Consider the following 23,480-nt stretch of genomic DNA (forward strand, 5'->3'; position numbering starts at 1 on the left):
ACTTACTTCGACTCCTTCTCTTTGTAAATTTCATATTGCTCTTTTAAGTTAGCAGGCATCTCACCACTGTACATGATTTCTGCTAATTGAGAAACAGTCTGTTTAGGTGTAGCATCTGCTTCTTTAATTGCATTTTTGATATCTTCTTTTGCTTTTTCCATTACTTCGTTTTCTTTTTCTTCAGTCCAGAGTCCTTTGTTCTCAAGGAATTTACGGAAACGAACTAATGGATCTTTTTTAACCCATTCGCCGTCTTCATCTGAAGTTCTGTAACGAGTCGGGTCATCCCCTGCCATTGTATGTGGACCATAACGGTAAGTCATTGTCTCAATTAATGTAGGACCTTCACCAGCAACCGCACGCTCACGCGCTTGTTTTGTAGCGAAGTAAACTGCAAGTGCATCCATACCGTCAACCACGATACCTGGGATACCTGCTGCTACTGCTTTTTGTGCTAATGTTTTAGCAGCTGTCTGTTTCTCACGAGGTGTAGAGATTGCATAGTTGTTGTTCTGGATAACGAAAATAGCAGGTGCCTTGAATGCTGATGCGAAGTTGATACCTTCATAGAAGTCACCTTGTGAAGATCCACCATCACCTGTATAAGTAATGGCTACATTCTGTTTGCCTTTTTTCTTCAGTCCAAGAGCTACACCAGCAGTCTGAACATATTGTGCACCGATAATGATCTGCGGAGTCAATGCGTTCATACCTTCTGGAAATTTACTGCCTGCAAAGTGACCACGTGACCATAAGAATGCTGCTGTAAGCGGCATACCATGCCAGATTAACTGAGGTACATCACGATAACCTGGAAGAATCCAGTCCTCTTTATCTAATGCATAATGTGAAGCTAATTGTGAAGCTTCCTGACCAGCTGTTGGTGCATAGAAACCTAAACGACCTTGACGGTTTAATGAGATAGAACGTTGGTCAAGGACACGAGTCCATACCATTCTCTCCATTAATTCAACTAACTGTTCGTCAGTTAAGTCAGGCATATATTGTTCATTAATTACATTACCTTCTAAATCTAATACTTGAACTACTTCAAACTTCGACTCAATTTCATTGAGTACTGCTACTGCATCGAATGGTGCTTGTTTCTTCGGAGCCATTCAATTCACCAAACCTTTCGGATTTATTTATATTTACTTGAATCATTCTAACATAAAACTGTTCTAGTGTTAAACAAAAAAATTCCACTACACAAAATACACTTTAAAAGCTAAGTTCAAAGTGTTTAAACATTCTGTATTAATGATTATAAGCTCTCTGTTATAGTACACTTACTTTTCATTCAAAATTTTGACGATATCGCCTGATTCCTGCTGTACTTTCTGCATTGTCTTGTTGTAGGCGGTCATTTCCTTCTGGAAACTTTCAGTCGACTTGTTGAGTTTTTCAATCATGTTGTTGACTTCTTTCGTCTGTGGTTTTTTACCCTGCAAATACTTAAACAAATCATTTTCTTTAGCCAGTACATCCTTATAGGCTGACATCAGCTTATCATGGCCAGCATATTTTTCTTCCGATGCTGCAATAAGATCCGCTGCTTCTTTCTTCTGGTCCTGATCTTTAATCTCACTCGCCTGATCTTTCGCTTTTTTGAAGGCCGCTTCAGACGCCTCATAAGCTTTGATCTCTTTATCGATCGCTTCACTGCGTGCCTGTACATTTTTTTCAAGCTGCTTCGCATTATTGTTAATTACTTTAATATCCTGCTGCTTGGCCTTACTGATTTTATTGAACAGTTCCACTTTCTCAGTTTCAAGTTTCTGCAGCTGACGATTCACTTCAACAACAGGCTTCTCCTTCTGGTTGACTTGATCATACTGTTTATAGAAATCACCTAAATTTTCAGTCGAGTTGCCACAACCTGCAAGCATGACAGCTGAAAGACCCGCAATGATGAGTTTCTTCATATTTTATTCCTCCTTTTATGTTCTCATTTATAGTAGCCTTTTTTAAATAGTGATTCAATGTTTATAGTGAATGACCGAAGACTCTGCTATATTATAAAAAAGGAGTGATAACATGTTAACAATGAAAGATATCATCAGAGATGGTCATCCCACTTTAAGAGAAAAAGCACAAGAGGTCACTCTGCCGCTATCAGACGAAGATAAACAGCTGGCAGACGATATGCTCGAGTTTCTGAAGAACAGTCAGGATGATCAGATCGCAAAAAAATACAAATTAAGAAGCGGCGTCGGTCTTGCGGCCCCTCAGCTGAATATAGCGAAGCGATTAATCGTCATCCATTTCTATGATGAACAGGCAGAGAAAGAGGTAACGCTGCAGCTCTTCAATCCTAAGATTGCGAGTCATAGCGTTGAAAAAGCTTACTTGCCGCAAGGAGAAGGCTGCCTAAGTGTGGACGAAAACATTCCAGGTCTTGTCCATCGCTATGCGCGTATCACGGTCAAAGCAATCAACCGGGACGGTGAAGAAGTGAAAATCAGACTCAACCGCTTCTCAGCGATAGTCGTCCAGCACGAAATCGACCATCTGAACGGCGTTATGTTCTATGATCATATCAATCAGGCTGATCCTTTCACACCAGAAGCAAATGCAACGGTTGTGGAGTAACACTGATATAAAAGAGGCAGCTGACGCTATTGTCAGCTGCCTCTTTTGTATTATTTAAATGAGTTTAAGATGCTGGAAGGCATTCATAATGCCGTTATCTCCTACATCTGTCGTCACGTAGTCAGCAATTTCCTTCAGACCAGGAACCGCATTTCCCATGGCAATACCTGTGCCAGCCCAGTCAATCATTTCGAAGTCATTGTTGCCATCTCCGATCGCGATAATATCAGCCTGCTGGATACCCGTCTTTTCAGCGAATTTCTTGATACCTTCTGCTTTAGAGCCATTCGAAGGCACAACATCTCGACTGAATTCATGCCACCGGTAAAACTTCACGAGTGGATGCTGTTCATCATAGAGGGCATCTCCTTCTGCATCATGGAACATCAGTGCCTGAAAGATCGCGTGATCCATAAAGTAGTCATCCTCATACCGCGGATGGTCAAGCTTGATTGAACCCATACTCTGCTCGATATGATGATGATGCGGGATATTAGCAACCGCTTCCTTCTCACCTAAGAAGACCATTGGATGATCATGTTGACGTGCGATGCGCTGTAAAGTCGATAGCGTTTCGCCGTCCAGTGGATTGCGATGAATAACTTCTGCATTGTAGACCACATACTGGCCGTTAAAAGCAATGAAGTTCGGGATTTCAGTGTCTGCTATCACTTGTTTCATCGCGTAAGGTGCACGTCCTGTAGCAATCGCGAGGATATGACCCGCTGCTTTCAGCTCTCTAATCGCCTGATGCGTCGTCTCAGGGATCTGATGATGGTGATCGTACAACGTCCCATCGATATCAAAAAAGATTAATTTTTTAGTCACGGTCTTCCCTCCTTCCCTTCTACCTTATCTCACTTTTTAATCAAACACTAGTTTTTACTTTGCACTCATACTGAACTTCATGTAAAATGGAGTTACTCATACAATCTGTACGGTGAAGAGCCCTAGCGCAACTAGGGCCTTGTTTATGTTAATTATTATTTAGGAGGCTATATAGATGGCAATTTTTAAAGTTTTTTATCAGGAAGACAAGAGCGAAGTAATCATTCGCGAAAATACTAAGGTTCAATATGTTGAAGCAGAGACGGAAGAACAAGTCCGTAAATCGCTGCTGGATCGCCCTTACAATATTGAATTCGTTCAAAAACTGGAAGGTGCACACCTCGCATATGAAGAGAAATCACCTCAATTTAAGGTGGAATCTCTCTAATGAATCTGCTGCAAAAAAATGAAGTCGGCGTATTCGCGCTGGGTGGTATGGGCGAAATCGGTAAAAACACCTATGCAGTCGAATACAAAGATGAAATTATCGTCATCGATGCGGGGATTAAATTCCCGGAAGATGAGCTACTTGGAATCGACTATGTCATTCCAGACTATACTTATCTGATTCAGAATCAGCATAAAATCAAGGGTTTATTCATCACCCACGGTCACGAAGACCATATCGGCGGTGTCCCCTTCCTATTAAAACAGCTTAATGTGCCGATTTATGGTGGACCGCTTGCTTTAGGTCTTATCCGTAACAAGCTTGAGGAGCATCATTTACTGCGTACGGCTTCACTGAATCCAATTACTGAAGACAGCGTATTTGAATTTGATAACTTGAAGGTCACATTCTACTTGACGACTCACTCTATTCCGGAAGCGTACGGCGTTGTCGTTCACACGCCGGAAGGTAAAATCGTTCATACTGGTGACTTCAAGTTCGACTTCACGCCTGTCGGTGAACCGGCGAATATCGCCCGTATGGCTGCACTGGGCGAAGAAGGGGTCCTGTGTCTGCTGTCAGATTCTACAAATGCTGAAGTGCCTAACTTCACCATCAGCGAACGCGCAGTCGGTCAGAGTGTTGAACAGATCTTCCGCAAATGTACGGGCCGGATTATTTTCGCGACTTTCGCTTCGAACATTTATCGTGTTCAGCAGGCGATTGAAGCAGCAGTTAAATTCGACCGCAAGATTGTGATTTTCGGACGTTCCATGGAGAACAATATTAAGATCGGAACAGAGCTCGGCTACATCAAAGTACCGCCGGAGACATTCGTTGAAGCGAATAAAATCAACAGTATTCCAAAACATAAACTGCTGATTCTCTGTACAGGTTCTCAAGGGGAGTCAATGGCTGCCCTATCCCGTATCGCCAATGGTACCCATAGACAGGTCAGCATCATTCCTGATGACACGGTTATTTTCTCTTCTTCACCTATTCCAGGAAATACGAAGAGTGTCAACCGCACCATCAATGCCCTTTATAAAGCGGGTGCTGATGTTATCCATGGTAAACTCTCCAACATCCATACATCAGGTCATGGTTCTCAGGAAGAACAGAAACTGATGTTACGACTGATCAAACCGAAGTTCTTTATGCCGATTCACGGTGAATACCGCATGCAGAAACTGCACGGACAACTCGGTATCGACTGCGGGGTTAATCCTGACAATGTCTTTATTCACGAGAACGGTGATGTACTGGCCCTGACAAGAGATTCTGCACGTCATGCGGGCAAAATTCAGTCAGGTAATATTTTAGTTGATGGTAGTGGTATCGGTGATATCGGTAACGTCGTCATTAAAGACCGTAAAATATTATCAGAAGACGGTCTTGTCATCGTGGTCGTCAGCATTGACTTCCGTACGGGACAGCTTCTATCAGGCCCTGACATCATCTCACGCGGTTTTGTCTATATGCGTGAATCAGGACACTTGATCTACGATGCACAGCGTATGCTGAAGAAAACCGTTATCGAAAAACTGAACAATACTGAAAACGTAGAATGGCACCATATCAAAAATGCAATCTCAGAAAGTCTGTCGCCTTATCTTTATGATAAGACTGCCAGACGTCCGATGATTCTGCCGATGATTATGGATGTCAACAAATAAAAAAAATCGCTGAACAGCTGTTCAGCGATTTTTTTACTTGTTTTCGAGCTTACTTTCAAAGCGGCTGAGGTCGTTATCATGACCGATAACAATCAGTATATCACCACGTTCAATATACTCCTCAGGATCGGGTGACACCGTAATATGACTGTTGCGTTTAATCGCAATAATATTCAAGCCATAGTTGGCACGGAGATCCAGATCTAGGATAGACCTACCTTCCAGAGTCGGACCCGCGATAATCTCTACGATTGAATGCTCATCTGCAAGTTCCAGATAGTCCAGCACGGACGCATTCGATAACTTATGCGCAATACGACGCCCCATATCCCGTTCTGGATGGACGACCGTATCGGCTCCGATCTTACTGAGTACTTTCGCGTGGTAATCATTCTGCGCTTTCGCAGTGACCTGCGCCACGCCGAGATCCTTTAAAATCAGTGTCGTCAATATACTGGCCTGTATATTATCACCGATTGCGACTACCACGTGGTCAAAGTTGCGGATACCCAGGCTCTTCAGAACTGTCTCATCTGTTGTATCAGCAATCACGGCATGCGTCGCAATATCCGCGTATTCATTGACTCTTGCCTCATCACTATCTATCGCCATAACATCAATATCGAGCTTATTCAGCTCCTTGACAATACTACCACCGAACCGGCCAAGACCGATCACTACAAATTCCTTCTCCATTCTCTACCTCCGTTTTCCTGAGACATAATCTGCATCAAAAATGAATAATCTCAGTAATAATAGTAAAGAAGGAACGAGTAAAAGTAAACCTGCAATAAAGACAATGACCAGCGCAAGCGCCATGGAATCATTAACAACAGCATGGTTAAGGTCAATGTAAGGATAAAGGATATACGGCAGCTTGCTGATGCCATATCCAAAGAACGCCAGTGCGAACTGAATCATAATCATCAGAAATGCAACGCCGTGATAGCGTCTCATCAGAATCAGTGCAACTGCACCGATAAAGAATAGGATGCTGAGTCCGAAGAGCCACCAGTAGTGCGCTGTCGCCTCGTGAAAATGTTCTGGGTTATGCTGTCTTAAACTCAGGAAGACGAACTGACAGATGATAATCATCGGTCCTGCCCAGATCAGGAACCATCTGCGCATCAGTTCGTAGGCATTCGTATCCTGTGCCTTATGAGCGTAGTAAGTCAGGAAGCCTGACGAGATAAACAGCACTGACACAATGGATAAGAAGACTACAGCCCAGGCATAAGGACTCATCAGCAGTTCGAACCAGTTGAGGATAACCCCCTCCTTTGTTTCTTCGATGAATCCTCCTTCAGAGATGGACAGCACCGTTGAAAATGATGCCGGGATCAGCAGGCCAGTCATACCGTAGAGGAAAACCCAGGCGAATTTTGTATCTTTACCGTAAGTCTCAAAAGCATAGAATGCACCACGGATTGATAACAGAATCAATGCGACGGAAGCAGGAATCAGTAAAGTGGAACCGAAGTAATAGGCGGTATCCGGGAAGAAACCGACGATCCCGACGAAGAAGAAGACGAGAAAGACGTTTGTGACTTCCCATACCGGATTTAAGTAACGTGAGACAAGTTCATTGATGATATGATCCTGTTTCGTTATTTTTGCAAAAAGCATGAAGAATCCTGCGCCGAAGTCAATGGCGCCGACGATAATGTAACCATACAGGAAAGTCCAGAGTACGGCTATCCCAATATGCTGATAATCCATTACGCTTCCCCTCCTACATTATCACGGTTATTTTCAATATCAATGACAGCAGGCTTATCCTTAAAGATACGGATGAGCACGTAAATACATGAGAAGCCGAGCACTGCATACAGCAGACCGAATGCAATAAGCGTCAGTGATACACCGTCAGCATGTGTCGCGCCTTCTGCAACTTTCATGTAGCCACGCAGCAGCCAAGGTTGACGACCCATCTCAGCGAGGAACCAGCCGAATTCAATAGCGAGCATACTCATCGGTCCAGTCAGGGCGATCATATAGAGCATGAATGGTTGATGTGTCCAGTCCTTCTTAAATTTCTTCAGCATGAAGTACAGAACAGAGATCGCGAACGAGAAGACACCGAAGAAGACCATCAAGTCGAAGAAGTAATGGATGATCAGCGGTGGACGCTCGTCCTCCGGAATCTCATTCAGACCTTTTACTTCAGTATCGAAGCGGTCATCTGCAAGGAAGCTCAGCATACCAGGAATTTTAATGGCACCTTTCACTTCCTGTTTCTCCTCATCGAGTACCCCGAACAGTACAAGGTCAGCGCGGCTTTCTGTATCGAAATGCCATTCCATTGCGGCCAGTTTCTCAGGTTGTTCATTATGCAGGAACTGTGCAGAAGCATGTCCTGCGAGCATCGCAAACAGACTGAAAATCAGCCCTGTCAGCAATGTGACTTTCAAACCTTTCTTATGATACGCACGGTCGCTGCTGAACTTGTTGCGCAGTAATTTAACAGCTGCAATACTTGCGAGCATAAAGGCGATCGTCATCCCGCCTGTCGTCACGACGTGGAAGGCACGCACAAAGAATGAAGAATTCAGCATCGCCGCTACCGGTTCGATATTGACGAGCTGGCCATTCACCATATCAAATCCTTCAGGTGTGTTCATAAATGAGTTGACACTTGTAATGAACAGCGCACTCATCGTTGAACCGATGATGATCGGAATATTGAGCAGCCAGTGCAGCCAGCGATTTTTGAAGCGATCCCACGTATACAGATAAATACTTAAGAAAATAGCTTCAAAGAAAAATGCGAATGTTTCCATGAACAGGGGCAACGCAATGACCTGTCCCCCGATACGCATAAACGATGGCCAGAGCAGAGATAACTGCAGTCCGATAATCGTACCGGTCACAACCCCGACGGCCACTGTAATAGTGAAACCTTTCGCCCAGCGTTTTGCCATGGCGAGATAAGCAGGATCTTTCTTATAGAGACCGAGACCCTCTGCTATCATGAACATAAATGGCAGTGCCACCCCGATTGTTGCAAATATAATATGAAACGCAAGTGTCATCCCGGTCAGGAGACGACTGATAATAACACCATCCATTCAAATCCTCCTTATTGTGATATTTATCACAATTTTTATATTACCATTATACAAGATTATAGCGGTGAATACTAATAACAGGCCTCTGATATTTGTCACGATTTATTGAACAAAATTTGAAAAATGGGACAGAAAACGCTACTATAAATAAGATTAAAGTTTGGAGATGATCAATATGCATATTACAGTCTATACACAGGACCAATGTCCACCTTGTGAATATATCAAGAACTATTTTACTGAACACCAGATTCCGTTCACAGAGAAAAACATCAGTAACAGTGCCTACCGCGCTGAGATGATCGAAAAAGATGCATTCAGTACACCCTTCATCATTATCGACGGCGAAGAACTTCATACCGTCGATATGGATAGAATAGAAGCGCTGATTCATGTATAAGCTCCTGCCCTTTAAGTCGCGGAAAGAAGATGTTGTTCTGAAGACTCATCAGCTTAAAATGCTGAAAATGGATCATGCACAGCCGCTGACGCTGATTCATATCTCAGACCTGCATCTCGGCTTTCATTACAGCTACGATGACCTGATTTATCATATTAACCTCATCAATGGACTGCAGGCAGATATCATCGTCATATCCGGTGATCTATTTGATAATATCGATTACTATCCGAATGCTGAGCGTCTGATTCCCCTGCTCAAGACATTGAATGCAAAACTAGGTGTGTTCTTTTCCTATGGTAATCACGATCAGCGCATCCATCAGACAGCACGTATCAGTCGTATTCTGGCAGCATCAGAAATTCAGCTGCTGGTCAATACAGGCGTGACTGTCAACTATGACGGCGAACCTCTATTTATCGGTGGTCTGGATGATATCATCAATGCAGGCGGCAATATTCATCAGACACTGAAAAATCGGACGCACGAGATGTTTACGCTGATGATTGTTCATGAACCTGATTATGCAGATTTCGTCAGCCGCTTCGACATTGACCTGCAGCTATCCGGCCATAGTCATGGCGGTCAGATCCGCATCCCGTTGTTCGGTGCACCTGTGAAACCTGCACTTGGTCGTAAATATGTCAAAGGTCTGTATAACGTCGGAGATATGAAACTGCATGTTTCACCAGGTCTCGGCACGACACATCTACCTGTGAGACTCTTCTGTCCACCGGAGATAACAGTATTGGAGATTCGGTGATAGCGTGTGCTATCGTCAAGGAAACCGAACTTGCTTGACGTTCCGACTTAAAGCAAAAAAAGGAAATCCCATTTTAAGCGGGGATTTCCTTTTTTCGTTGTCTTTATTATCTCACCTGGTTAACCAGTTCAATAACTTCTTCCTGTGTCGCACAATTCAGTGCTTGTTCAGCAAGTTTAGTCATTTCAACTTTATTTAAGTTTTTAATCTGACGACGTGCTTTCAGAATGCTTGTCGCACTCATTGAAAACTCATCAAGACCAAGACCTAGTAATAACGGAATAGCTGTCGTATCGCCTGCCATCTCACCGCACATACCTGTCCATTTACCTTCTTTATGACTTGCGTCAATGACTTGCTTTACAAGGCGAAGGATGGCTGGATTATACGGCTGGTAAAGGTATGACACACGTTCTGACATACGGTCAGCTGCCATTGTATATTGAATCAGGTCGTTCGTACCGATACTGAAGAAGTCAACTTCTTTAGCGAAGATGTCAGCCATTGCAGCAGTTGATGGAATTTCTACCATAATACCGACTTCGATATCGTCTGCCACTTTCACTTTCTCATCTTTCAGTTTCGCTTTTTCTTCTTCAAGAATCGCTTTCGCCTCACGGAATTCGTTGATCGTTGCAATCATCGGGAACATAATGCTTAAATGACCTTCAGTTGAAGCACGCAGTAATGCACGCAGCTGAGTTCTGAAGATATCCTGCTGATCTAAGCAGAGACGAATCGCACGATAGCCGAGGAATGGATTCATTTCATGCGGCAGATTTAAGTACGGCAGTTCTTTATCTCCACCGATATCAAGCGTACGGACCACAACACGTTTGTCCTTCATTTCTGAAAGTACACGTTTGTAAGCTTCGTACTGCTCTTCTTCAGTCGGCATAGAATCACGGCCCATGTACAGGAATTCTGTTCTGTAAAGTCCGATTCCTTCTGCACCGTTATTAATAACGCCTTCTAAATCATTGGGTGTACCGATATTTGCTGCCAGTTCGACATGGACACCGTCTTTAGACTCTGTCTTATCGTTCACAAGCTGCTTCAGTTCTTCTTTATCCTGAATGAATTTAGCCTGTTTATCCTTGTAGGCGATAATTGCGTTCTCATCTGGATTGATGATGACATCACCAGTAGAACCGTCGATAATAACGATATCACCTTGTTTAATTGATTTCGTTACATCTTTCGTTCCTACTACTGCCGGAATTTCAAGAGAACGACTCATAATTGCTGAGTGACTCGTACGACCACCGATATTGGTCGCAAAACCTTTAACGAATTCTTTGTTCAGCTGAGCCGTATCAGACGGTGTCAGATCATCAGCAATGATAACTACATTTTCGCTGATTGTACTTGGATTCGGTAATGTCACGCCTAAAAGATGCGCTAACACACGCTTAGAAACGTCACGGATATCCGCTGCACGTTCTTTCATATATTCATTATCCATTGATTCAAAAATGGTGATGAAATTATTCGCAACCTCCATTAAAGCGCTTGGCGCATTGGTCTGGTTCGTGCGGATATTTTCTTCAATCGGGTTGATCAGCTCAGGATCTTCAAGCACGAGTAGATGGGCATCAAAGATAGCTGCTTTATCAGGACCAAGTGCCACTTCAGCATTGTTTCTGATCTGCGTCAGTTCCACTTTTGATTCGTTGACAGCAGCTTTGAACTTTGCTACTTCCGCTTCCGCATCCGTTATTTTCTGATCATTGTATGATAAATCGGGTTCAACAAGAAGATAGGCCTGCGCAATCGCAACCCCATCCGATGCCCCAATTCCGTTTAAAGTCATTGACATTATGCAGTCAATCCTTCTTTAGATAATACGTCACTGATTGCTTGAATCGCTTCTTTTTCGTCGCTACCTTCAGCATAAACAGTAATTTCAGCGCCTTTACCGACACCTAAACTCATAACGCCCATAATAGATTTTAAATTAACTTTTTTGCCATTGTATTCTAACTGAACATCTGACTCAAATTTACTTGCTGTCTGAACAAGCATTGTTGCTGGACGTGCGTGAATACCCGTTTCGTCAATAATTACATAGCTTTGTTGTTCCATCGTTAATCTTCTCCTTTAGGTTGCATAGTTTTATATATAAACTAAAACTGTCTATACAGTTTTAGAATAGCAAATCAAACACAATACTTCAAATATTTAAAGCACTTACATCAAGCTGCGGGCGACCTGTTCACATTTATCGATATGATCATTACCGAGCTTCTTCATCATCATATAGCTGATACCACCGGCTACTGCCTGACCGACTACTGGAATCCACTTAACCTGTTTTGCTGCTTCACGTTTCGCAAATGCCTTCAGGAAGACCGTCAGTAACTTAGTCGTCACTTTGCGTCCGATAAAGTCACTCCCTTTTCTCGCAGCAGTAAACATGACCTTCTGCTTCATATCATCTGCCATACCGTTGACCTGCTTATGGCTGAGTCCATAGACAGCATTGATCTCCTCAATGATATCAGACATCAGCTTCAGGTCGATACCGACATCCACACCTGGAATCGGTATGACGGCAGCCGCTGAACTTTTAAGCGATTTGTTCGTCACAATCTTCTCAGCAGTCTCACGGCGCTCAATAAGCTGTGTCTCACTTGAAGGCAGATCACCTTTGACCAGCTTGGCACGGTCTGAGTTATTCAATGATTTTGCCGCCTGGTTGATTACTGTATCTAAAATTCCCATTATTTACACGTCCTTCGTTTTCAAAGTTAGTGTATTATTCCCGGAATTTATCAACTTTAATCAAGAATTTTTACAAAGACAACTTTTAAGTATTTAGAAGGCTTGTAATGACTCGTTGTCTTGAAGTCTTTCGGCAGACCCATCACATCAGTGATCTCGTAACGTCTGCCCTCAAGCGTCTCATTGATCATCTTCTTGAACTGGGCAAGCGTGAAGTTGCTGGCATTCGTGCTCAGCACCATATAACCGTTCTGATTGAGAATCGATAATGCGCCTTCAATCAGTTCATCATAGTTGTCCTTAACGCTGAATCGTTTCTTTTTCGCACGTGAAAAGCTTGGTGGATCGATGACAATCAGGTCAAAACGCATTCTTTTACGTTTGCAGTACTTCATCATATCGAAGACATCCATCGTATAAAGCAGCTGCTGATCGATATTGATTTCATTTAACGCAAAGTTCTGTTCAATCAGTTCGAGCGAACGCTTGGCGATATCGACGCTGACCGTCTCCATGCCATTTTTCGCTGCTGCGACACTGAAGCCACCAGAGTAAGCGAACAGATTGAGCATCGATTGACCTTCTTCTAACGGTAATGTCATGATTTTACTGCGGACATCACGCTGATCAAGGAAAATGCCCGTCATCGGACCGTCTTCAAAATGAATGGTATAGAATAAGTTGTTTTCTTTTATGATAATCGGGAACTCAACATTTTCCTCACTGACACGATGCGTCGGCACATTATGATCGAAACGCAGTTTTTCATGCAGCGTCGTATATTGAAAGACTTCTCTTAAGCTCTCAACGACTTCATCCTTGTATTGATAAATCCCTTTTGAATACCATTGAATCAGGAAATGACCATCGTAATTATCTACGGTGAATCCACCAAGTCCGTCACCCTCACCGTTATAGACGCGGAATGCATTTGTATGTTCAGCGTTATATAATGATTCACGTTCATTTTTAGCGGCCTCGAACAGCTGTTTGAAGTAACTCGTCTCCAGACGCACATCTAAATCACTGCCAATTTTAAAGCCGGCCCCACGGTTCTGTTTACCGTAATAAAAAAGGCCGAGAACATCGCCTTCGTGACTCTTCAGTACGAAACGTTCACCTTCATTTATCGCGTCCTGCTCCAGAATATCCGCTTCTTCAAGCACCAGATAACCGTCCTTATATTTTCTATCGTGTTTATGTTTCAGTATGACATTTTTCAAGCTTTCACCTCATTGATTATTTTCTCCACTATAACACAAAAAAGGACACCTCTTCAGGTATCCTTTTTCTGACGTCCCAAATTATCACAGCACTTTCCCCAAAGTGCTTGTTCTCCCATCCGCTTCACACGAATTCTATCTGACTATTATTATAAGGGAACGCGAGCTGTTATACAATAGCTATTAATAATTTTTACGCAGATGGATGAAAAACAGCGGTGTCACTACTATTACAAGCAGTACTATAACAGGTGGAATAAAGAGCGATAGTGTGACGCCCTTAAACAGCATCAAGTAAAAACTGGTCATAATCTCGATGAAAAGGATGGAGATGGAGAATAGCTGGCCGAAATAACCGCGGTTCTTAAATCGAATCAGCAGTGTGAATATTAAGTAGCACACAACGATCACAAATATCATAAAGAGGCTGACCCACTCGTAAAAGTACTGCATCTTGACGACATTAAATTTACTGACATTGAACAGTGCGCTCCGGTTATTCAGTTCTATCAATGTCAGCAGTAAGAGGAGAATACCGAGAATCATCTCCAGCTGGAAGAGACTGAACCATTTCGGCTTACGCATCCATTTCGGGATATCCTCCTCCTGCAGATTAATCAGACGTTTAAGACGATTTTTAAATTGACGCCAGCCGAGCATCAGTCGCTCATCAATCTTCATCGACTGCTTGGATAACTGGGCCAGCGCATCATTCGTCTGACTGTTGAGTACACGGCTGAATTTCTTGTCCTTCTTGCGGCGCGATGCTCGGCTGAGCATCTGCTCCGAATGTCCCACTTTTTTTGCACGGTGCAGGAAAATATAATTGCCGAGTGCGAGTACCCCCATCACTGACAGCAGAACGAAGAAAAAGTTCAGTGCCATCAACTCGAGCGGTGTCACTGACTCCTTGATCAGCTGATCATGCACATGGTTCTGCGTGACCATATAGGCAAGCCCGAATATAAAAATCAGAATGACATAGTGCAGCTTACGGAACTCACTGTTCAAGTGGCGCCTGTTCAGTACATAGAAGACGAGTATCAGGAATGCCGCAAAATAAAACAGGGCATAAATATGATAGACCTTGAACATAAAGAGCGCTGTCAGCATAAACAAGAAAATCGCTGTCATGCAATAAAGAATAGAAATCTGTGTATCGTAGACCGTTGTTTTCTTAAGGATATGGCTGACATAAAAAAGACCGAAGCCGAATAAAATGAAGATAAGACTGTATAAATAGGGCCATGCTTTAATATAATGACTCAGCAGTTCAATAAAGGCATAACTGTAGATATTGATAAAATCAATCAGCTTTGACATATGCAGTTTATTGATCGCTATCTCCTTGAAGTTAACAATGTCATCCGAATTGAAGAAAATAAAGAGACCGAAGCCGATGAGCAATATGCCGAGCACATAACCGATCAGCACCTCCGTATTTTTTTTAAACCATTTCATGCTTTCACCTCATGACCATTATAGTGAAAAGAATAGACCTTGTCCTGTTTCAGCAGAAATTTCAGTCTTAAGTATGAGATGTTTAAGAAAAGATATAAGCGGGAATAGATAAGCATCATCATTAAGGAGGGTTTTTATCATGACAAACGATAAAATCGAACAACACAAAGAAGACGCTGAGAAAGCGAAAGAAACAATCGAACAGAACGACAGCAACGAAACAGGTAATGAAGCCACTCACGAAGACGTACAACAGACGTTTGAATAATCATATAAATGAAGATAGCCAGGCATTTGGATGCGTGGCTTTTTTTGTGCTGGAACAGATGTGACGGGTGGCCGGTCTTTCATTCTCAAGTTTAATGTGGTTTATAAAATCCATTTAACTACCACTCTCGCCTCTATCCTTTAGCATCCATCAAAAATAAAACCTCGATTTCTCGAGGTTTCATTTTATATTATAGTGCTCGATGTGCGATATCTTTACGATGGAACAGACCGTCACTTGTAATTTTTGCGACATTGTCATAACTTGCTTTAACCGCTTCCTCTATAGAAGCACCTGTACCGAGTGCGAGCATCACACGTCCGCCGCTTGTCACCCATTCTTCTTCTTTTTTAAGTCCGCTGATATAGTAATCAAGTTCGCCGTTATAACCATAAACTTTGTGGCCTTTGTCGTAGCTGCCTGGATAGCCTTCTGATGCCAGCACTACACCGACTACTGCTTCGTCTGACCATTCAAGCTGAAGCGCTTCTTTACGTTCGAGCGCTTCCAGTACTTCGATAAAGTCGCTGTCCATCTTCGTCAGTAAAACCTGACATTCCGGGTCACCGAAGCGTGCGTTGAACTCGATGACTTTCGGACCGTCTTCTGTGATAATAGCACCGATATACAAGAGTCCGAAATAATTCAGACCTTCTTCATGCATGGCACGCGCAATCGGATAAGCGATCGACTCATTCGTTACTTTCAGGATGTCGTCCCCGATATGTGAGACCGGGCAGTACGCGCCCATGCCCCCTGTATTCGGACCAAGATCGCCGTCATACGCGCGCTTATGGTCCTGCGCAATAACGTCAAATGGGATGATAAAATCATCATTGACGAAGACCATCAATGAAAATTCCTCACCTGCTAAGAACTCCTCGAACACGACTTCTGCGTCCCCGTTCTGATAGAAGAGTTCAATGGCACCGACTGCCTCCTCGTGCGTCATCGCAACAATGACGCCTTTACCCGCTGCAAGACCATCCTGTTTCAAGACAATCGGAGCCGGATGTGCGTCCAAATACATGAGGGCCTCTTCTTTAGTCGTTACGACTGCATATTCTGCTGTCGGAATATTGTATTTCGCCATGATTTCCTTGGCGAATGATTTTGAGCCTTCAATCTGAGCGGCTTTCTGATTCGGACCGAATACTTTGATACCTGCTGCTGTCAGCACATCTGCAAGTCCTTCAGTCAGCGGCTGTTCAGGGCCGATGACAACCCACTCAATGTGGTTATCTTTGGCAAATTCAACAATTTTGTCGTGTTCACTTTCTTTAATACCACCCACAACCGTTGCAACATTGGTCATCGCATCATTACCTGGAATGACAAAGACTTCTTCCACGCGGGATGACTGCTTGATTTTATGGCTCAGTGCGTGCTCTCGCCCGCCTGATCCGATCACTAATACGTTCATAAGTCCTCCTAGTGTTTGAAGTGACGCATGCCAGTCGTGACCATGGCAATGCCCAGTTTATTTGCTGCATCTATTGAGTCCTGGTCTTTAATCGAACCACCCGGCTGAATCATACATTTAATGCCGGCCGCTGCCGCTGTCTCAACTGTATCGCTCATCGGGAAGAAACCATCACTTGCGAGAATGACATTGTCGTTCATTTCAATCGCACGTTCAATGGCAATTTTCGCTGCACCGACACGGTTCATCTGACCTGCACCGATACCAACTGTCTGTTTCGGGTTCGCTAGTACGATGGCATTACTCTTCACGCTTTTGACGACTGTCCAGCCGAGTTCCATCGCCCGCCACTGGTCTTCTGTCGGCTGTGCTTCAGTCACAACGGTCATATCATCGCGTGATAATATCTTTGTATCTTTATCCTGTACTAAATAGCCTCCTGATACGGAGACGAATTCCTCTGTATCCGCATCTGCATCCATCTGAATTTCAAGCAGGCGGATATTCTTTTTCTTCGTCAGAATATCAAGTGCCGCATCGTCAAATCCAGGAGCAATAATCACTTCAAGGAAAATATCACCGAGTAACTTCGCAGTTGCTTCGTCAACTTGGCGGTTCAGTGCGACAATGCCGCCGAAGATCGACTGACTATCTGCATCAAAGGCATTTTTAAATGCGACTTCAATCGTTGCGCCCACACCGACGCCACAAGGGTTCATATGCTTCACTGCAACAGCTGCCGGCTGGTCGAATTTCTTCACTAAGCTGAGCGTCGCATCTGCATCCTTGATATTGTTATAGCTCAGTTCCTTACCGTGCAGCTGTTTAGCACCCGCAATCGTATTCGCTGCATTTGATGTCTTAATGAACTTCGCCTGCTGCTGCGGATTCTCACCGTAACGGAGTGCCGTCGACTGCTCGTTAAAGAAATTGACGATCGCTGCATCGTATTTCGCAGTATGACTGAATGTCTTGATCATCAGCTCCTTACGGAATGCTTCGTCCACTGCGCCTTCCTTTAACTTAGCAATCACCGTCTTATAGTCACTTGGATCAACGACTGTCAGCACATGCTTGAAGTTTTTCGCACTTGCACGCAGCATCGTCGGTCCACCGATATCGATATTTTCAATCGCATCTGCTTCAGTGACATCCGGTTTAGCGACCGTCTCTTCAAACGGATAAAGGTTAACCGCGACTAAATCAATCAGTTCAATGCCGTGTTCTTTGAGTGCCGCGAGATGCTCAGGCATATCACGGTTCGCTAAAATACCGCCGTGAATATTCGGGTGTAACGTCTTGACGCGACCGTCCATAATTTCAGGGAACTGTGTCAGTTCGCTCACTGATTTAACCGCGATATTGTGGTCGACAAGTGTCTGTTTCGTGCCACCTGTAGAGTAAATTTCAAAGCCTTGTGCAATAAGATCCGCTGCAAATTGAGTAATACCTGTTTTATCTGACACACTTAACAATGCTTTTTTCATGACAGACTCCTTAAATGATTTTTTTGATGACTCTAGGATAAAGTTCGTATTCGAGTGTCTGGATACGGAGCTGCAATGTCTCTTTCGTATCATCTTCGTAGATCGGACAGCTCATCTGATCGATGATCGTGCCTGTGTCCATACCGGCATCGACATAATGCACGGTCACGCCGGAGACACGGCAACCGTAGTCAAGTGCCTGACGCACAGCCTCTTTACCGGGGAAGCTCGGCAGAATCGAAGGATGAATATTTAAAATATGACCTTCAAACGGCTCGAGTAATGTCGGTCCGACGAGTTTCATATAGCCTGCTAAAATCAGCCATTCCACTTCGTCTTGACGTAACTGACTGAGAATCGCTTCCTCGTACGCCACTTTTGAGGCAAAGTGCTTCATTTCAAAAAGATGGACAGGGACACCGTAATGCTTGGCACGTTCTATCGCATAAGCATCCCCTTTATCAACATAAAGACCCGTTACCTGGATGTTATCCAGATAACCGATCTTAATGTTTTCCATAATCTTCTCGAAATTTGTGCCGCTACCGGACGCAAATATCGCTACTTTTTTCATGTTAGACACCTGTGATGGTGATCGGTTCACTATTTTCTTCAATAGAACCCATCACATAACCTGTTTCACCGACCGTCTGCAGCATATCAAGCACCGCTTCTTTATCAGCTGTGTCCACAATGATCACGAAACCGATACCCATATTGAAGACGTTGTACATCTCCATACGGTCAAGCTTCCCTTGTTCTTCCAGCCATCTGAAGACCGGTTGTTCAGGAATCGCCGACACGTCAATACGTGCAGATAAACCTTCAGGCAGCACGCGTGGGATATTCTCGATAAAGCCACCGCCTGTAATATGGCACATACCATGCACTTTTTTAGACTGGATGACGTCTTTCACGGCTTTCACATAGAGACGAGTCGGTTCAATCACGGTATCCAGTACCGTTTTATCACCGATTTTGCTATTCAAGTCAATATGGTTATCACGAATAATTTTTCTCACCAAGCTGTAACCGTTTGAATGGATACCGCTTGACTTAAGACCGATCATCACGTCGCCAGCCTGAATCTTGTCACCTGTTACATAATCTTCTTTTTCAACTGCACCGACAGCGAAACCTGCGATATCATAGTCACCTGCGTGATACATATCGCCCATCTCAGCCGTCTCGCCGCCGATCAGTGCACATTCTGACTGCACGCAGCCTTCTGCGACACCTTTGACGATCTGTTCGACGATCTCAGGGTCGACTTTGTTCAGTGCCAGATAATCGAGGAAGTACAGAGGCAGTGCACCTGTCGTCAGAATATCGTTGACACACATTGCCACAGCATCAATACCGATCGTGTCATGGCGATCTGAATCAATCGCAAGGCGTAACTTTGTACCGACACCATCCGTCCCTGAGACAAGAACAGGTGCCTTCATGTTCAGCTGTGACAGGTCGAATGCCGCGCCGAAACCGCCGAGACCTCCGAGTACTTCTTTACGCATCGTACGCGATACGTGCTTTTTCATGCGTTCAACTGACTCATAGCCGGCGTGGATATCCACACCTGATGATTTATATGCTTCTGACATGGTTAGACTCCCTTCGTCTTCTTCTCTTTTTCTTCTGGTAACAGGTGATCCACAATCTCAATCGGATAGTTGCCCGTGAAGCAGGCATCACATTCACCTTTAGATTCGAATCGTGCGTAAACATCGTGCATGCCTTCAACAGACAGATAAGTCAGAGAATCCACGTCAATCTCAGCACGGATCTCCTCTACTGACTGATAGGCTGCGATCAGTTCTGCATGTGTCGAGACATCAATGCCGTAATAACAAGGATGTTTCAGCGGCGGTGACGAAATACCCATATGGACTTCTTTCGCCCCCGCGCTGCGCAGCGCCTTGACGATATATTTACTCGTCGTCCCGCGCACGATGGAGTCATCGATGACGATGACGCGTTTTCCTTCAACGACGTCACGAATCGGTGCGTGCTTCATTCTTACTGCACGTTCACGCATCTTCTGGTCCGGCGTAATAAAGGTACGACCGACGTAACGGTTTTTCAGTAAGCCCTGCTCATTCGGAATACCTGAATACGCCGAGAAGCCTTTTGCGGCCTGCAGTGAAGAATCCGGTACACCGATGACGATATCCGCTTCCACATCCATCTCTTTTGCCAGCTGCTCACCGAGTGCTTTACGGACGTTATAAATTGAATGATGTCTGAACTCAGAGTCAGGACGTGCAAAGTAGACGTATTCCATTGAACACATACGATGCTGCGTCTCAAGTGCATAGTGATCTTCGTCCATCCCTGCATCCGAGAATGTCAGGACTTCACCCGGCTCTACGTCACGGATATATTCCGCACCGATCGCCATCAAGGCACATGATTCACTTGCGACACAATAAGCACCGTCGACTTTACCGAGCATTAAAGGACGCACACCGTGACTATCAAGCGTCGCAGTCAGACTGTCCTTCTGCAGCACAAGATAGGCGAATGCCCCTTTGATCTGATTCAGCGCCGCTTTTAAATTGGATTTGAAGTGCGGTGACTTCGCTTTAAAGAGCAGATGTCCGAGCACTTCTGAGTCAGAAGATGTCTGGAAAATCGCACCCTCCTCCTCAAGTGCCTGACGGATCTGTCTTGCATTCGTCAAGTTACCGTTATGCGCAAGACCCAGGTCACCTTTAGAATGCTTGAACAGGAACGGCTGAACATTGGACAGTTCAGACGCACCCGTCGTCGCATAGCGCACGTGACCGATGGCACTGCGGTAAGTCTTCAGTGACTCAAGCTGTACTTGAGAGATCGCTTCAGGCAGTAAGCCCATACCACGAGCGCCGAACAAGTTCTCGCCGTTAGAGCAGACGATACCTGCGCCTTCCTGCCCCCGGTGCTGCAGACTGTGCAGCGCCATATAGGTCAGTTCCGCAGCATTCGGGTGATTCCATATGCCGAATACACCACATTCCTCGTTTAGACCGCGGATGTCATACATTGACCGATGGCTCCTCTCCAAGTACGGATAATGCTGTCAACGTCTTCTTCAATTGAACCGTTGTTTGCTTCTACCTTAAATCCCTGCGTACCGAAAGTACCGATTTTCACTGCATCGGCAAGTTCGATTGTCTCTTTTGCGATAACGATATAACGGCCTTGTGTCTCACTGAATAACTGTTCAACTGGTACATCGATTTCCGCTTCGATGCCTGTCTCAAAGTAAGCAGCCATCTGTGCAAGTTTGATGGCGATACCGCCTTTACCGAGTGCCTGTACATGAGAGAGTTTACCTGACGTAATCAGCTGTCGAATCGCTTCGCCGCGTTTGACTTCAGTATCTAAATCAATCTTCACTTCTTCATGTGCCACTTCGTTGAATAATAACTTCTCGATTTGAGAACCGCTGAAGTCAGCCTGTGTTTCGCCGACTAAGTACAGTGCTTCCCCTTCAACCGGCGTGAAGTCACGTAAGTATTCGATATCTTCGATTAAGCCGACCATACCGACAACCGGTGTCGGGAAGATCGCTTCACCCTTCGTTTCGTTGTAAAGAGAAACGTTACCTGATACAACGGGTGTATTCAGCGCTGCACATGCTTCTGCCATACCACGCGTAGAATCTGCAAGCTGCTGATAAATCTCAGGTTTTTCAGGGTTACCGTAGTTCAGGCAGTCCGTCATCGCAAGTGGTAAACTGCCCACTGCGATTAAGTTACGGTAGGCTTCAGCGACGACCATCTTACCGCCTTCATACGGGTTATTGAAGACGTAACGTGCTTCACCGTCGATAGTGGAAGCGATTGCTTTAGTTGTGCCTTCAACGCGCGTCACACCTGCTGACAGACCCGGTTTAATGATGGTATTCGCTCCGACCTGCTGGTCATACTGTGAATAAGCCCAAGTTTTTGATGCGATGGTCGGATGGTTCATCAGACGAGTGAAGATGTCTTTCGCGTCGATAGCTGAATAGTTGTGGTCAACTGCTTTATATTCAGCTGCTTTTCCTTCTAATACGTATACCGGCGCTTCGTCACTTAACGGCTGAACCGGAATATCAGCATAGACTTCACCGTCGTAGCTTAAAACGAAACGGTCTGTATCTGTTACTTCACCGATCACTGCGCTATCCAGTTCGTGATGGTCGAATAGATCAAGGAATTTCTGTTCAGTCCCTTTTTCAACGACAAGGAGCATCCGTTCCTGTGTCTCTGATAGCATCATTTCATAGGGTGAGATACCCGGTTCACGCGTCGGAACTTTTTCTAGATGAAGATGAATCCCTGACTCACCTTTCGCTGCCATCTCTGAAGATGAAGAGGTGAGACCTGCTGCACCCATATCCTGGATACCGACTAATTCAGGGTAAGTGATCGCTTCAAGTGTTGCTTCCATCAGTTTTTTACCGACGAACGGGTCACCGATCTGTACAGATGGACGTTTTGATTCTGATTCTTCGTTTAACTCTTCAGAAGCGAACGTTGCACCGTGAATGCCGTCACGACCTGTTTTAAGACCGACGTAGATGACAGGATTCCCTACACCTTTTGCTGTCCCTTTCTGGATCTTATCGTGGTCGATGACGCCGATACACATCGCATTAACGAGCGGATTACCGTCGTACTGCGAATCGAATTCGATTTCACCGGCAACCGCCGGGATACCGATACAATTACCATAGCCACCGATACCAGCAACAACACCTGAGAACAGGCGCTGATTCTGTTTAGAATCCAGTTCACCGAAACGGAGACTGTTTAAAAGCTGGACCGGACGCGCACCAATAGAGACGATATCGCGGACGATACCACCGACGCCTGTTGCAGCACCCTGGTAAGGTTCGATCGCACTTGGGTGGTTATGCGATTCAACTTTGAATACAACAGCCTGATTGTCACCGATATCAACAACCCCTGCACCTTCACCAGGCCCCATTAAGACGCGTTCACCTGTTACAGGGAACTGTTTTAAGAATGGCTTAGAATGCTTATATGAACAATGTTCACTCCACATCACTGAGAAAATACCGATTTCTGTGTAGTTCGGCTGACGTCCTAAAATCTCACATACTTTGTCGTATTCAGCGTCAGACAGACCCATATCTGCATAAAGTCTATTATTTTTAATATCTTCTATTGTTGGTTCTAAAAATTTCATC

23 protein-coding genes are annotated in these 23,480 nt (G+C 44.5%); 6 read left to right on the plus strand and 17 right to left on the minus strand.

From position 1 onward, the window contains the following. Positions 1-2 precede the first annotated feature (2 nt). Positions 3-1,118: a pyruvate dehydrogenase (acetyl-transferring) E1 component subunit alpha gene (gene pdhA, locus ERX37_RS04380; protein ID WP_133429421.1), complete on the minus strand. Its 1,116-nt coding sequence runs from the start codon at positions 1,116-1,118 to the stop codon at positions 3-5. A 171-nt stretch (positions 1,119-1,289) separates the two neighbouring features. Continuing rightward, the gene (locus ERX37_RS04385; protein WP_133429422.1) at positions 1,290-1,925 is read right to left on the minus strand and encodes a YkyA family protein; all 636 of its coding nucleotides are present in this window, start codon (positions 1,923-1,925) and stop codon (positions 1,290-1,292) included. Between the two features lie 112 nt (positions 1,926-2,037). Between ERX37_RS04385 and def the strand changes: the two genes are divergently transcribed. After that, positions 2,038-2,592, plus strand: a complete 555-nt coding sequence (def, locus tag ERX37_RS04390; protein ID WP_133429423.1) for a peptide deformylase — start codon at positions 2,038-2,040, stop codon at positions 2,590-2,592. Positions 2,593-2,646: 54 nt separating this feature from the next. On the opposite strand, the gene ERX37_RS04395 is transcribed toward def, so the two are convergent. Then, the gene (locus tag ERX37_RS04395; protein ID WP_133429424.1) at positions 2,647-3,420 is read right to left on the minus strand and encodes a Cof-type HAD-IIB family hydrolase; all 774 of its coding nucleotides are present in this window, start codon (positions 3,418-3,420) and stop codon (positions 2,647-2,649) included. Positions 3,421-3,595: 175 nt separating this feature from the next. Here ERX37_RS04395 and ERX37_RS04400 point away from each other — a divergent pair, with 175 nt between their 5' ends. Next, a complete protein-coding gene (locus ERX37_RS04400) occupies positions 3,596-3,808 on the plus strand; it encodes a DNA-dependent RNA polymerase subunit epsilon (RefSeq protein ID WP_133429425.1) in 213 nt (70 codons plus the stop codon). After that, on the plus strand, positions 3,808-5,484 hold the full coding sequence (gene rnjA / locus ERX37_RS04405) for a ribonuclease J1 (protein ID WP_133429426.1): 1,677 nt from the start codon (positions 3,808-3,810) through the stop codon (positions 5,482-5,484). The genes ERX37_RS04400 and rnjA overlap by 1 nt, the downstream gene beginning before the upstream one ends. Positions 5,485-5,517: 33 nt before the next feature. Here the strand turns inward: rnjA and ERX37_RS04410 are convergent, their stop codons facing one another. Genes ERX37_RS04410 through ERX37_RS04420 form a run of 3 tightly spaced genes read right to left on the minus strand, consistent with a single transcriptional unit; the run spans position 5,518 to position 8,552 of the window. After that, on the minus strand, positions 5,518-6,180 hold the full coding sequence (locus ERX37_RS04410) for a potassium channel family protein (protein ID WP_133429427.1): 663 nt from the start codon (positions 6,178-6,180) through the stop codon (positions 5,518-5,520). A 3-nt stretch (positions 6,181-6,183) separates the two neighbouring features. After that, positions 6,184-7,203 carry a cytochrome d ubiquinol oxidase subunit II gene (locus tag ERX37_RS04415; protein ID WP_133429428.1) on the minus strand — a complete coding sequence of 340 codons (1,020 nt, stop codon included), beginning with the start codon at positions 7,201-7,203 and terminating at the stop codon, positions 6,184-6,186. Then, positions 7,203-8,552 carry a cytochrome ubiquinol oxidase subunit I gene (locus tag ERX37_RS04420; RefSeq protein WP_133429429.1) on the minus strand — a complete coding sequence of 450 codons (1,350 nt, stop codon included), beginning with the start codon at positions 8,550-8,552 and terminating at the stop codon, positions 7,203-7,205. The genes ERX37_RS04415 and ERX37_RS04420 overlap by 1 nt, the downstream gene beginning before the upstream one ends. A gap of 175 nt (positions 8,553-8,727) precedes the next feature. On the opposite strand from ERX37_RS04420, the gene ERX37_RS04425 reads away from it, so the two are divergent. Together ERX37_RS04425 and ERX37_RS04430 are read left to right on the plus strand one after the other, a co-directional pair. Continuing rightward, complete coding sequence (locus tag ERX37_RS04425; protein WP_133429430.1) at positions 8,728-8,952, plus strand: glutaredoxin family protein; 225 nt, start codon at positions 8,728-8,730, stop codon at positions 8,950-8,952. Beyond that, complete coding sequence (locus ERX37_RS04430; protein ID WP_133429431.1) at positions 8,945-9,715, plus strand: metallophosphoesterase; 771 nt, start codon at positions 8,945-8,947, stop codon at positions 9,713-9,715. Before ERX37_RS04425 ends, ERX37_RS04430 begins: the two co-directional genes overlap by 8 nt. Positions 9,716-9,821: 106 nt before the next feature. Here ERX37_RS04430 and ptsP read toward each other — a convergent pair whose 3' ends face one another. From ptsP to auxA, 5 genes are all read right to left on the minus strand, one after another. Beyond that, on the minus strand, positions 9,822-11,534 hold the full coding sequence (gene ptsP / locus ERX37_RS04435) for a phosphoenolpyruvate--protein phosphotransferase (protein ID WP_133429432.1): 1,713 nt from the start codon (positions 11,532-11,534) through the stop codon (positions 9,822-9,824). Continuing rightward, the gene (locus ERX37_RS04440; protein WP_133429433.1) at positions 11,534-11,800 is read right to left on the minus strand and encodes a phosphocarrier protein HPr; all 267 of its coding nucleotides are present in this window, start codon (positions 11,798-11,800) and stop codon (positions 11,534-11,536) included. The genes ptsP and ERX37_RS04440 overlap by 1 nt, the downstream gene beginning before the upstream one ends. A 105-nt stretch (positions 11,801-11,905) precedes the next feature. After that, entirely contained in the window at positions 11,906-12,439 is a 534-nt protein-coding gene (locus tag ERX37_RS04445) for a DUF697 domain-containing protein (RefSeq protein WP_133429434.1), read from the minus strand. 56 nt (positions 12,440-12,495) lie between these two features. Further along, the gene (locus tag ERX37_RS04450) at positions 12,496-13,662 is read right to left on the minus strand and encodes a class I SAM-dependent rRNA methyltransferase (RefSeq protein WP_133429435.1); all 1,167 of its coding nucleotides are present in this window, start codon (positions 13,660-13,662) and stop codon (positions 12,496-12,498) included. Positions 13,663-13,845: 183 nt separating this feature from the next. Further along, positions 13,846-15,123, minus strand: a complete 1,278-nt coding sequence (gene auxA / locus ERX37_RS11600) for a lipoteichoic acid stability factor AuxA (RefSeq protein WP_229713072.1) — start codon at positions 15,121-15,123, stop codon at positions 13,846-13,848. A gap of 139 nt (positions 15,124-15,262) precedes the next feature. Here auxA and ERX37_RS11700 point away from each other — a divergent pair, with 139 nt between their 5' ends. Next, the gene (locus tag ERX37_RS11700) at positions 15,263-15,391 is read left to right on the plus strand and encodes a hypothetical protein (RefSeq protein ID WP_268234310.1); all 129 of its coding nucleotides are present in this window, start codon (positions 15,263-15,265) and stop codon (positions 15,389-15,391) included. A 190-nt stretch (positions 15,392-15,581) separates the two neighbouring features. Here the strand turns inward: ERX37_RS11700 and purD are convergent, their stop codons facing one another. The 6 genes from purD to purL are packed head-to-tail and all read right to left on the minus strand — an operon-like array spanning position 15,582 to position 23,479. Beyond that, entirely contained in the window at positions 15,582-16,814 is a 1,233-nt protein-coding gene (gene purD, locus ERX37_RS04465; protein ID WP_133429438.1) for a phosphoribosylamine--glycine ligase, read from the minus strand. An 8-nt stretch (positions 16,815-16,822) separates the two neighbouring features. After that, positions 16,823-18,301, minus strand: coding sequence for a bifunctional phosphoribosylaminoimidazolecarboxamide formyltransferase/IMP cyclohydrolase (purH, locus tag ERX37_RS04470; RefSeq protein ID WP_133429439.1), 1,479 nt, complete (start codon positions 18,299-18,301; stop codon positions 16,823-16,825). A gap of 10 nt (positions 18,302-18,311) precedes the next feature. Then, a complete protein-coding gene (gene purN, locus ERX37_RS04475; RefSeq protein WP_133429440.1) occupies positions 18,312-18,875 on the minus strand; it encodes a phosphoribosylglycinamide formyltransferase in 564 nt (187 codons plus the stop codon). A gap of 1 nt (position 18,876) precedes the next feature. Next, a complete protein-coding gene (gene purM / locus ERX37_RS04480; protein WP_133429441.1) occupies positions 18,877-19,902 on the minus strand; it encodes a phosphoribosylformylglycinamidine cyclo-ligase in 1,026 nt (341 codons plus the stop codon). 2 nt (positions 19,903-19,904) lie between these two features. Continuing rightward, positions 19,905-21,323 carry an amidophosphoribosyltransferase gene (purF, locus tag ERX37_RS04485; protein ID WP_133429442.1) on the minus strand — a complete coding sequence of 473 codons (1,419 nt, stop codon included), beginning with the start codon at positions 21,321-21,323 and terminating at the stop codon, positions 19,905-19,907. Further along, the gene (gene purL, locus ERX37_RS04490) at positions 21,302-23,479 is read right to left on the minus strand and encodes a phosphoribosylformylglycinamidine synthase subunit PurL (protein ID WP_133429443.1); all 2,178 of its coding nucleotides are present in this window, start codon (positions 23,477-23,479) and stop codon (positions 21,302-21,304) included. Before purL ends, purF begins: the two co-directional genes overlap by 22 nt. Position 23,480: the final 1 nt, after the last annotated feature.

Source organism: Macrococcus hajekii (assembly GCF_004359505.1).
Taxonomy (GTDB): domain Bacteria; phylum Bacillota; class Bacilli; order Staphylococcales; family Staphylococcaceae; genus Macrococcus; species Macrococcus hajekii.

Coding starts and splice junctions, on each gene's coding strand:
- pdhA (WP_133429421.1), bottom strand. CDS start 1,118: ATGGCTCCGAAGAAACAAGCACCATTCGATGCAGTAGCAGTACTCAAT.
- ERX37_RS04385 (WP_133429422.1), bottom strand. CDS start 1,925: ATGAAGAAACTCATCATTGCGGGTCTTTCAGCTGTCATGCTTGCAGGT.
- def (WP_133429423.1), top strand. CDS start 2,038: ATGTTAACAATGAAAGATATCATCAGAGATGGTCATCCCACTTTAAGA.
- ERX37_RS04400 (WP_133429425.1), top strand. CDS start 3,596: ATGGCAATTTTTAAAGTTTTTTATCAGGAAGACAAGAGCGAAGTAATC.
- rnjA (WP_133429426.1), top strand. CDS start 3,808: ATGAATCTGCTGCAAAAAAATGAAGTCGGCGTATTCGCGCTGGGTGGT.
- ERX37_RS04410 (WP_133429427.1), bottom strand. CDS start 6,180: ATGGAGAAGGAATTTGTAGTGATCGGTCTTGGCCGGTTCGGTGGTAGT.
- ERX37_RS04415 (WP_133429428.1), bottom strand. CDS start 7,203: ATGGATTATCAGCATATTGGGATAGCCGTACTCTGGACTTTCCTGTAT.
- ERX37_RS04420 (WP_133429429.1), bottom strand. CDS start 8,552: ATGGATGGTGTTATTATCAGTCGTCTCCTGACCGGGATGACACTTGCG.
- ERX37_RS04425 (WP_133429430.1), top strand. CDS start 8,728: ATGCATATTACAGTCTATACACAGGACCAATGTCCACCTTGTGAATAT.
- ERX37_RS04430 (WP_133429431.1), top strand. CDS start 8,945: ATGTATAAGCTCCTGCCCTTTAAGTCGCGGAAAGAAGATGTTGTTCTG.
- ptsP (WP_133429432.1), bottom strand. CDS start 11,534: ATGTCAATGACTTTAAACGGAATTGGGGCATCGGATGGGGTTGCGATT.
- ERX37_RS04440 (WP_133429433.1), bottom strand. CDS start 11,800: ATGGAACAACAAAGCTATGTAATTATTGACGAAACGGGTATTCACGCA.
- ERX37_RS04445 (WP_133429434.1), bottom strand. CDS start 12,439: ATGGGAATTTTAGATACAGTAATCAACCAGGCGGCAAAATCATTGAAT.
- auxA (WP_229713072.1), bottom strand. CDS start 15,123: ATGAAATGGTTTAAAAAAAATACGGAGGTGCTGATCGGTTATGTGCTC.
- ERX37_RS11700 (WP_268234310.1), top strand. CDS start 15,263: ATGACAAACGATAAAATCGAACAACACAAAGAAGACGCTGAGAAAGCG.
- purD (WP_133429438.1), bottom strand. CDS start 16,814: ATGAACGTATTAGTGATCGGATCAGGCGGGCGAGAGCACGCACTGAGC.
- purH (WP_133429439.1), bottom strand. CDS start 18,301: ATGAAAAAAGCATTGTTAAGTGTGTCAGATAAAACAGGTATTACTCAA.
- purN (WP_133429440.1), bottom strand. CDS start 18,875: ATGAAAAAAGTAGCGATATTTGCGTCCGGTAGCGGCACAAATTTCGAG.
- purM (WP_133429441.1), bottom strand. CDS start 19,902: ATGTCAGAAGCATATAAATCATCAGGTGTGGATATCCACGCCGGCTAT.
- purF (WP_133429442.1), bottom strand. CDS start 21,323: ATGTATGACATCCGCGGTCTAAACGAGGAATGTGGTGTATTCGGCATA.
- purL (WP_133429443.1), bottom strand. CDS start 23,479: ATGAAATTTTTAGAACCAACAATAGAAGATATTAAAAATAATAGACTT.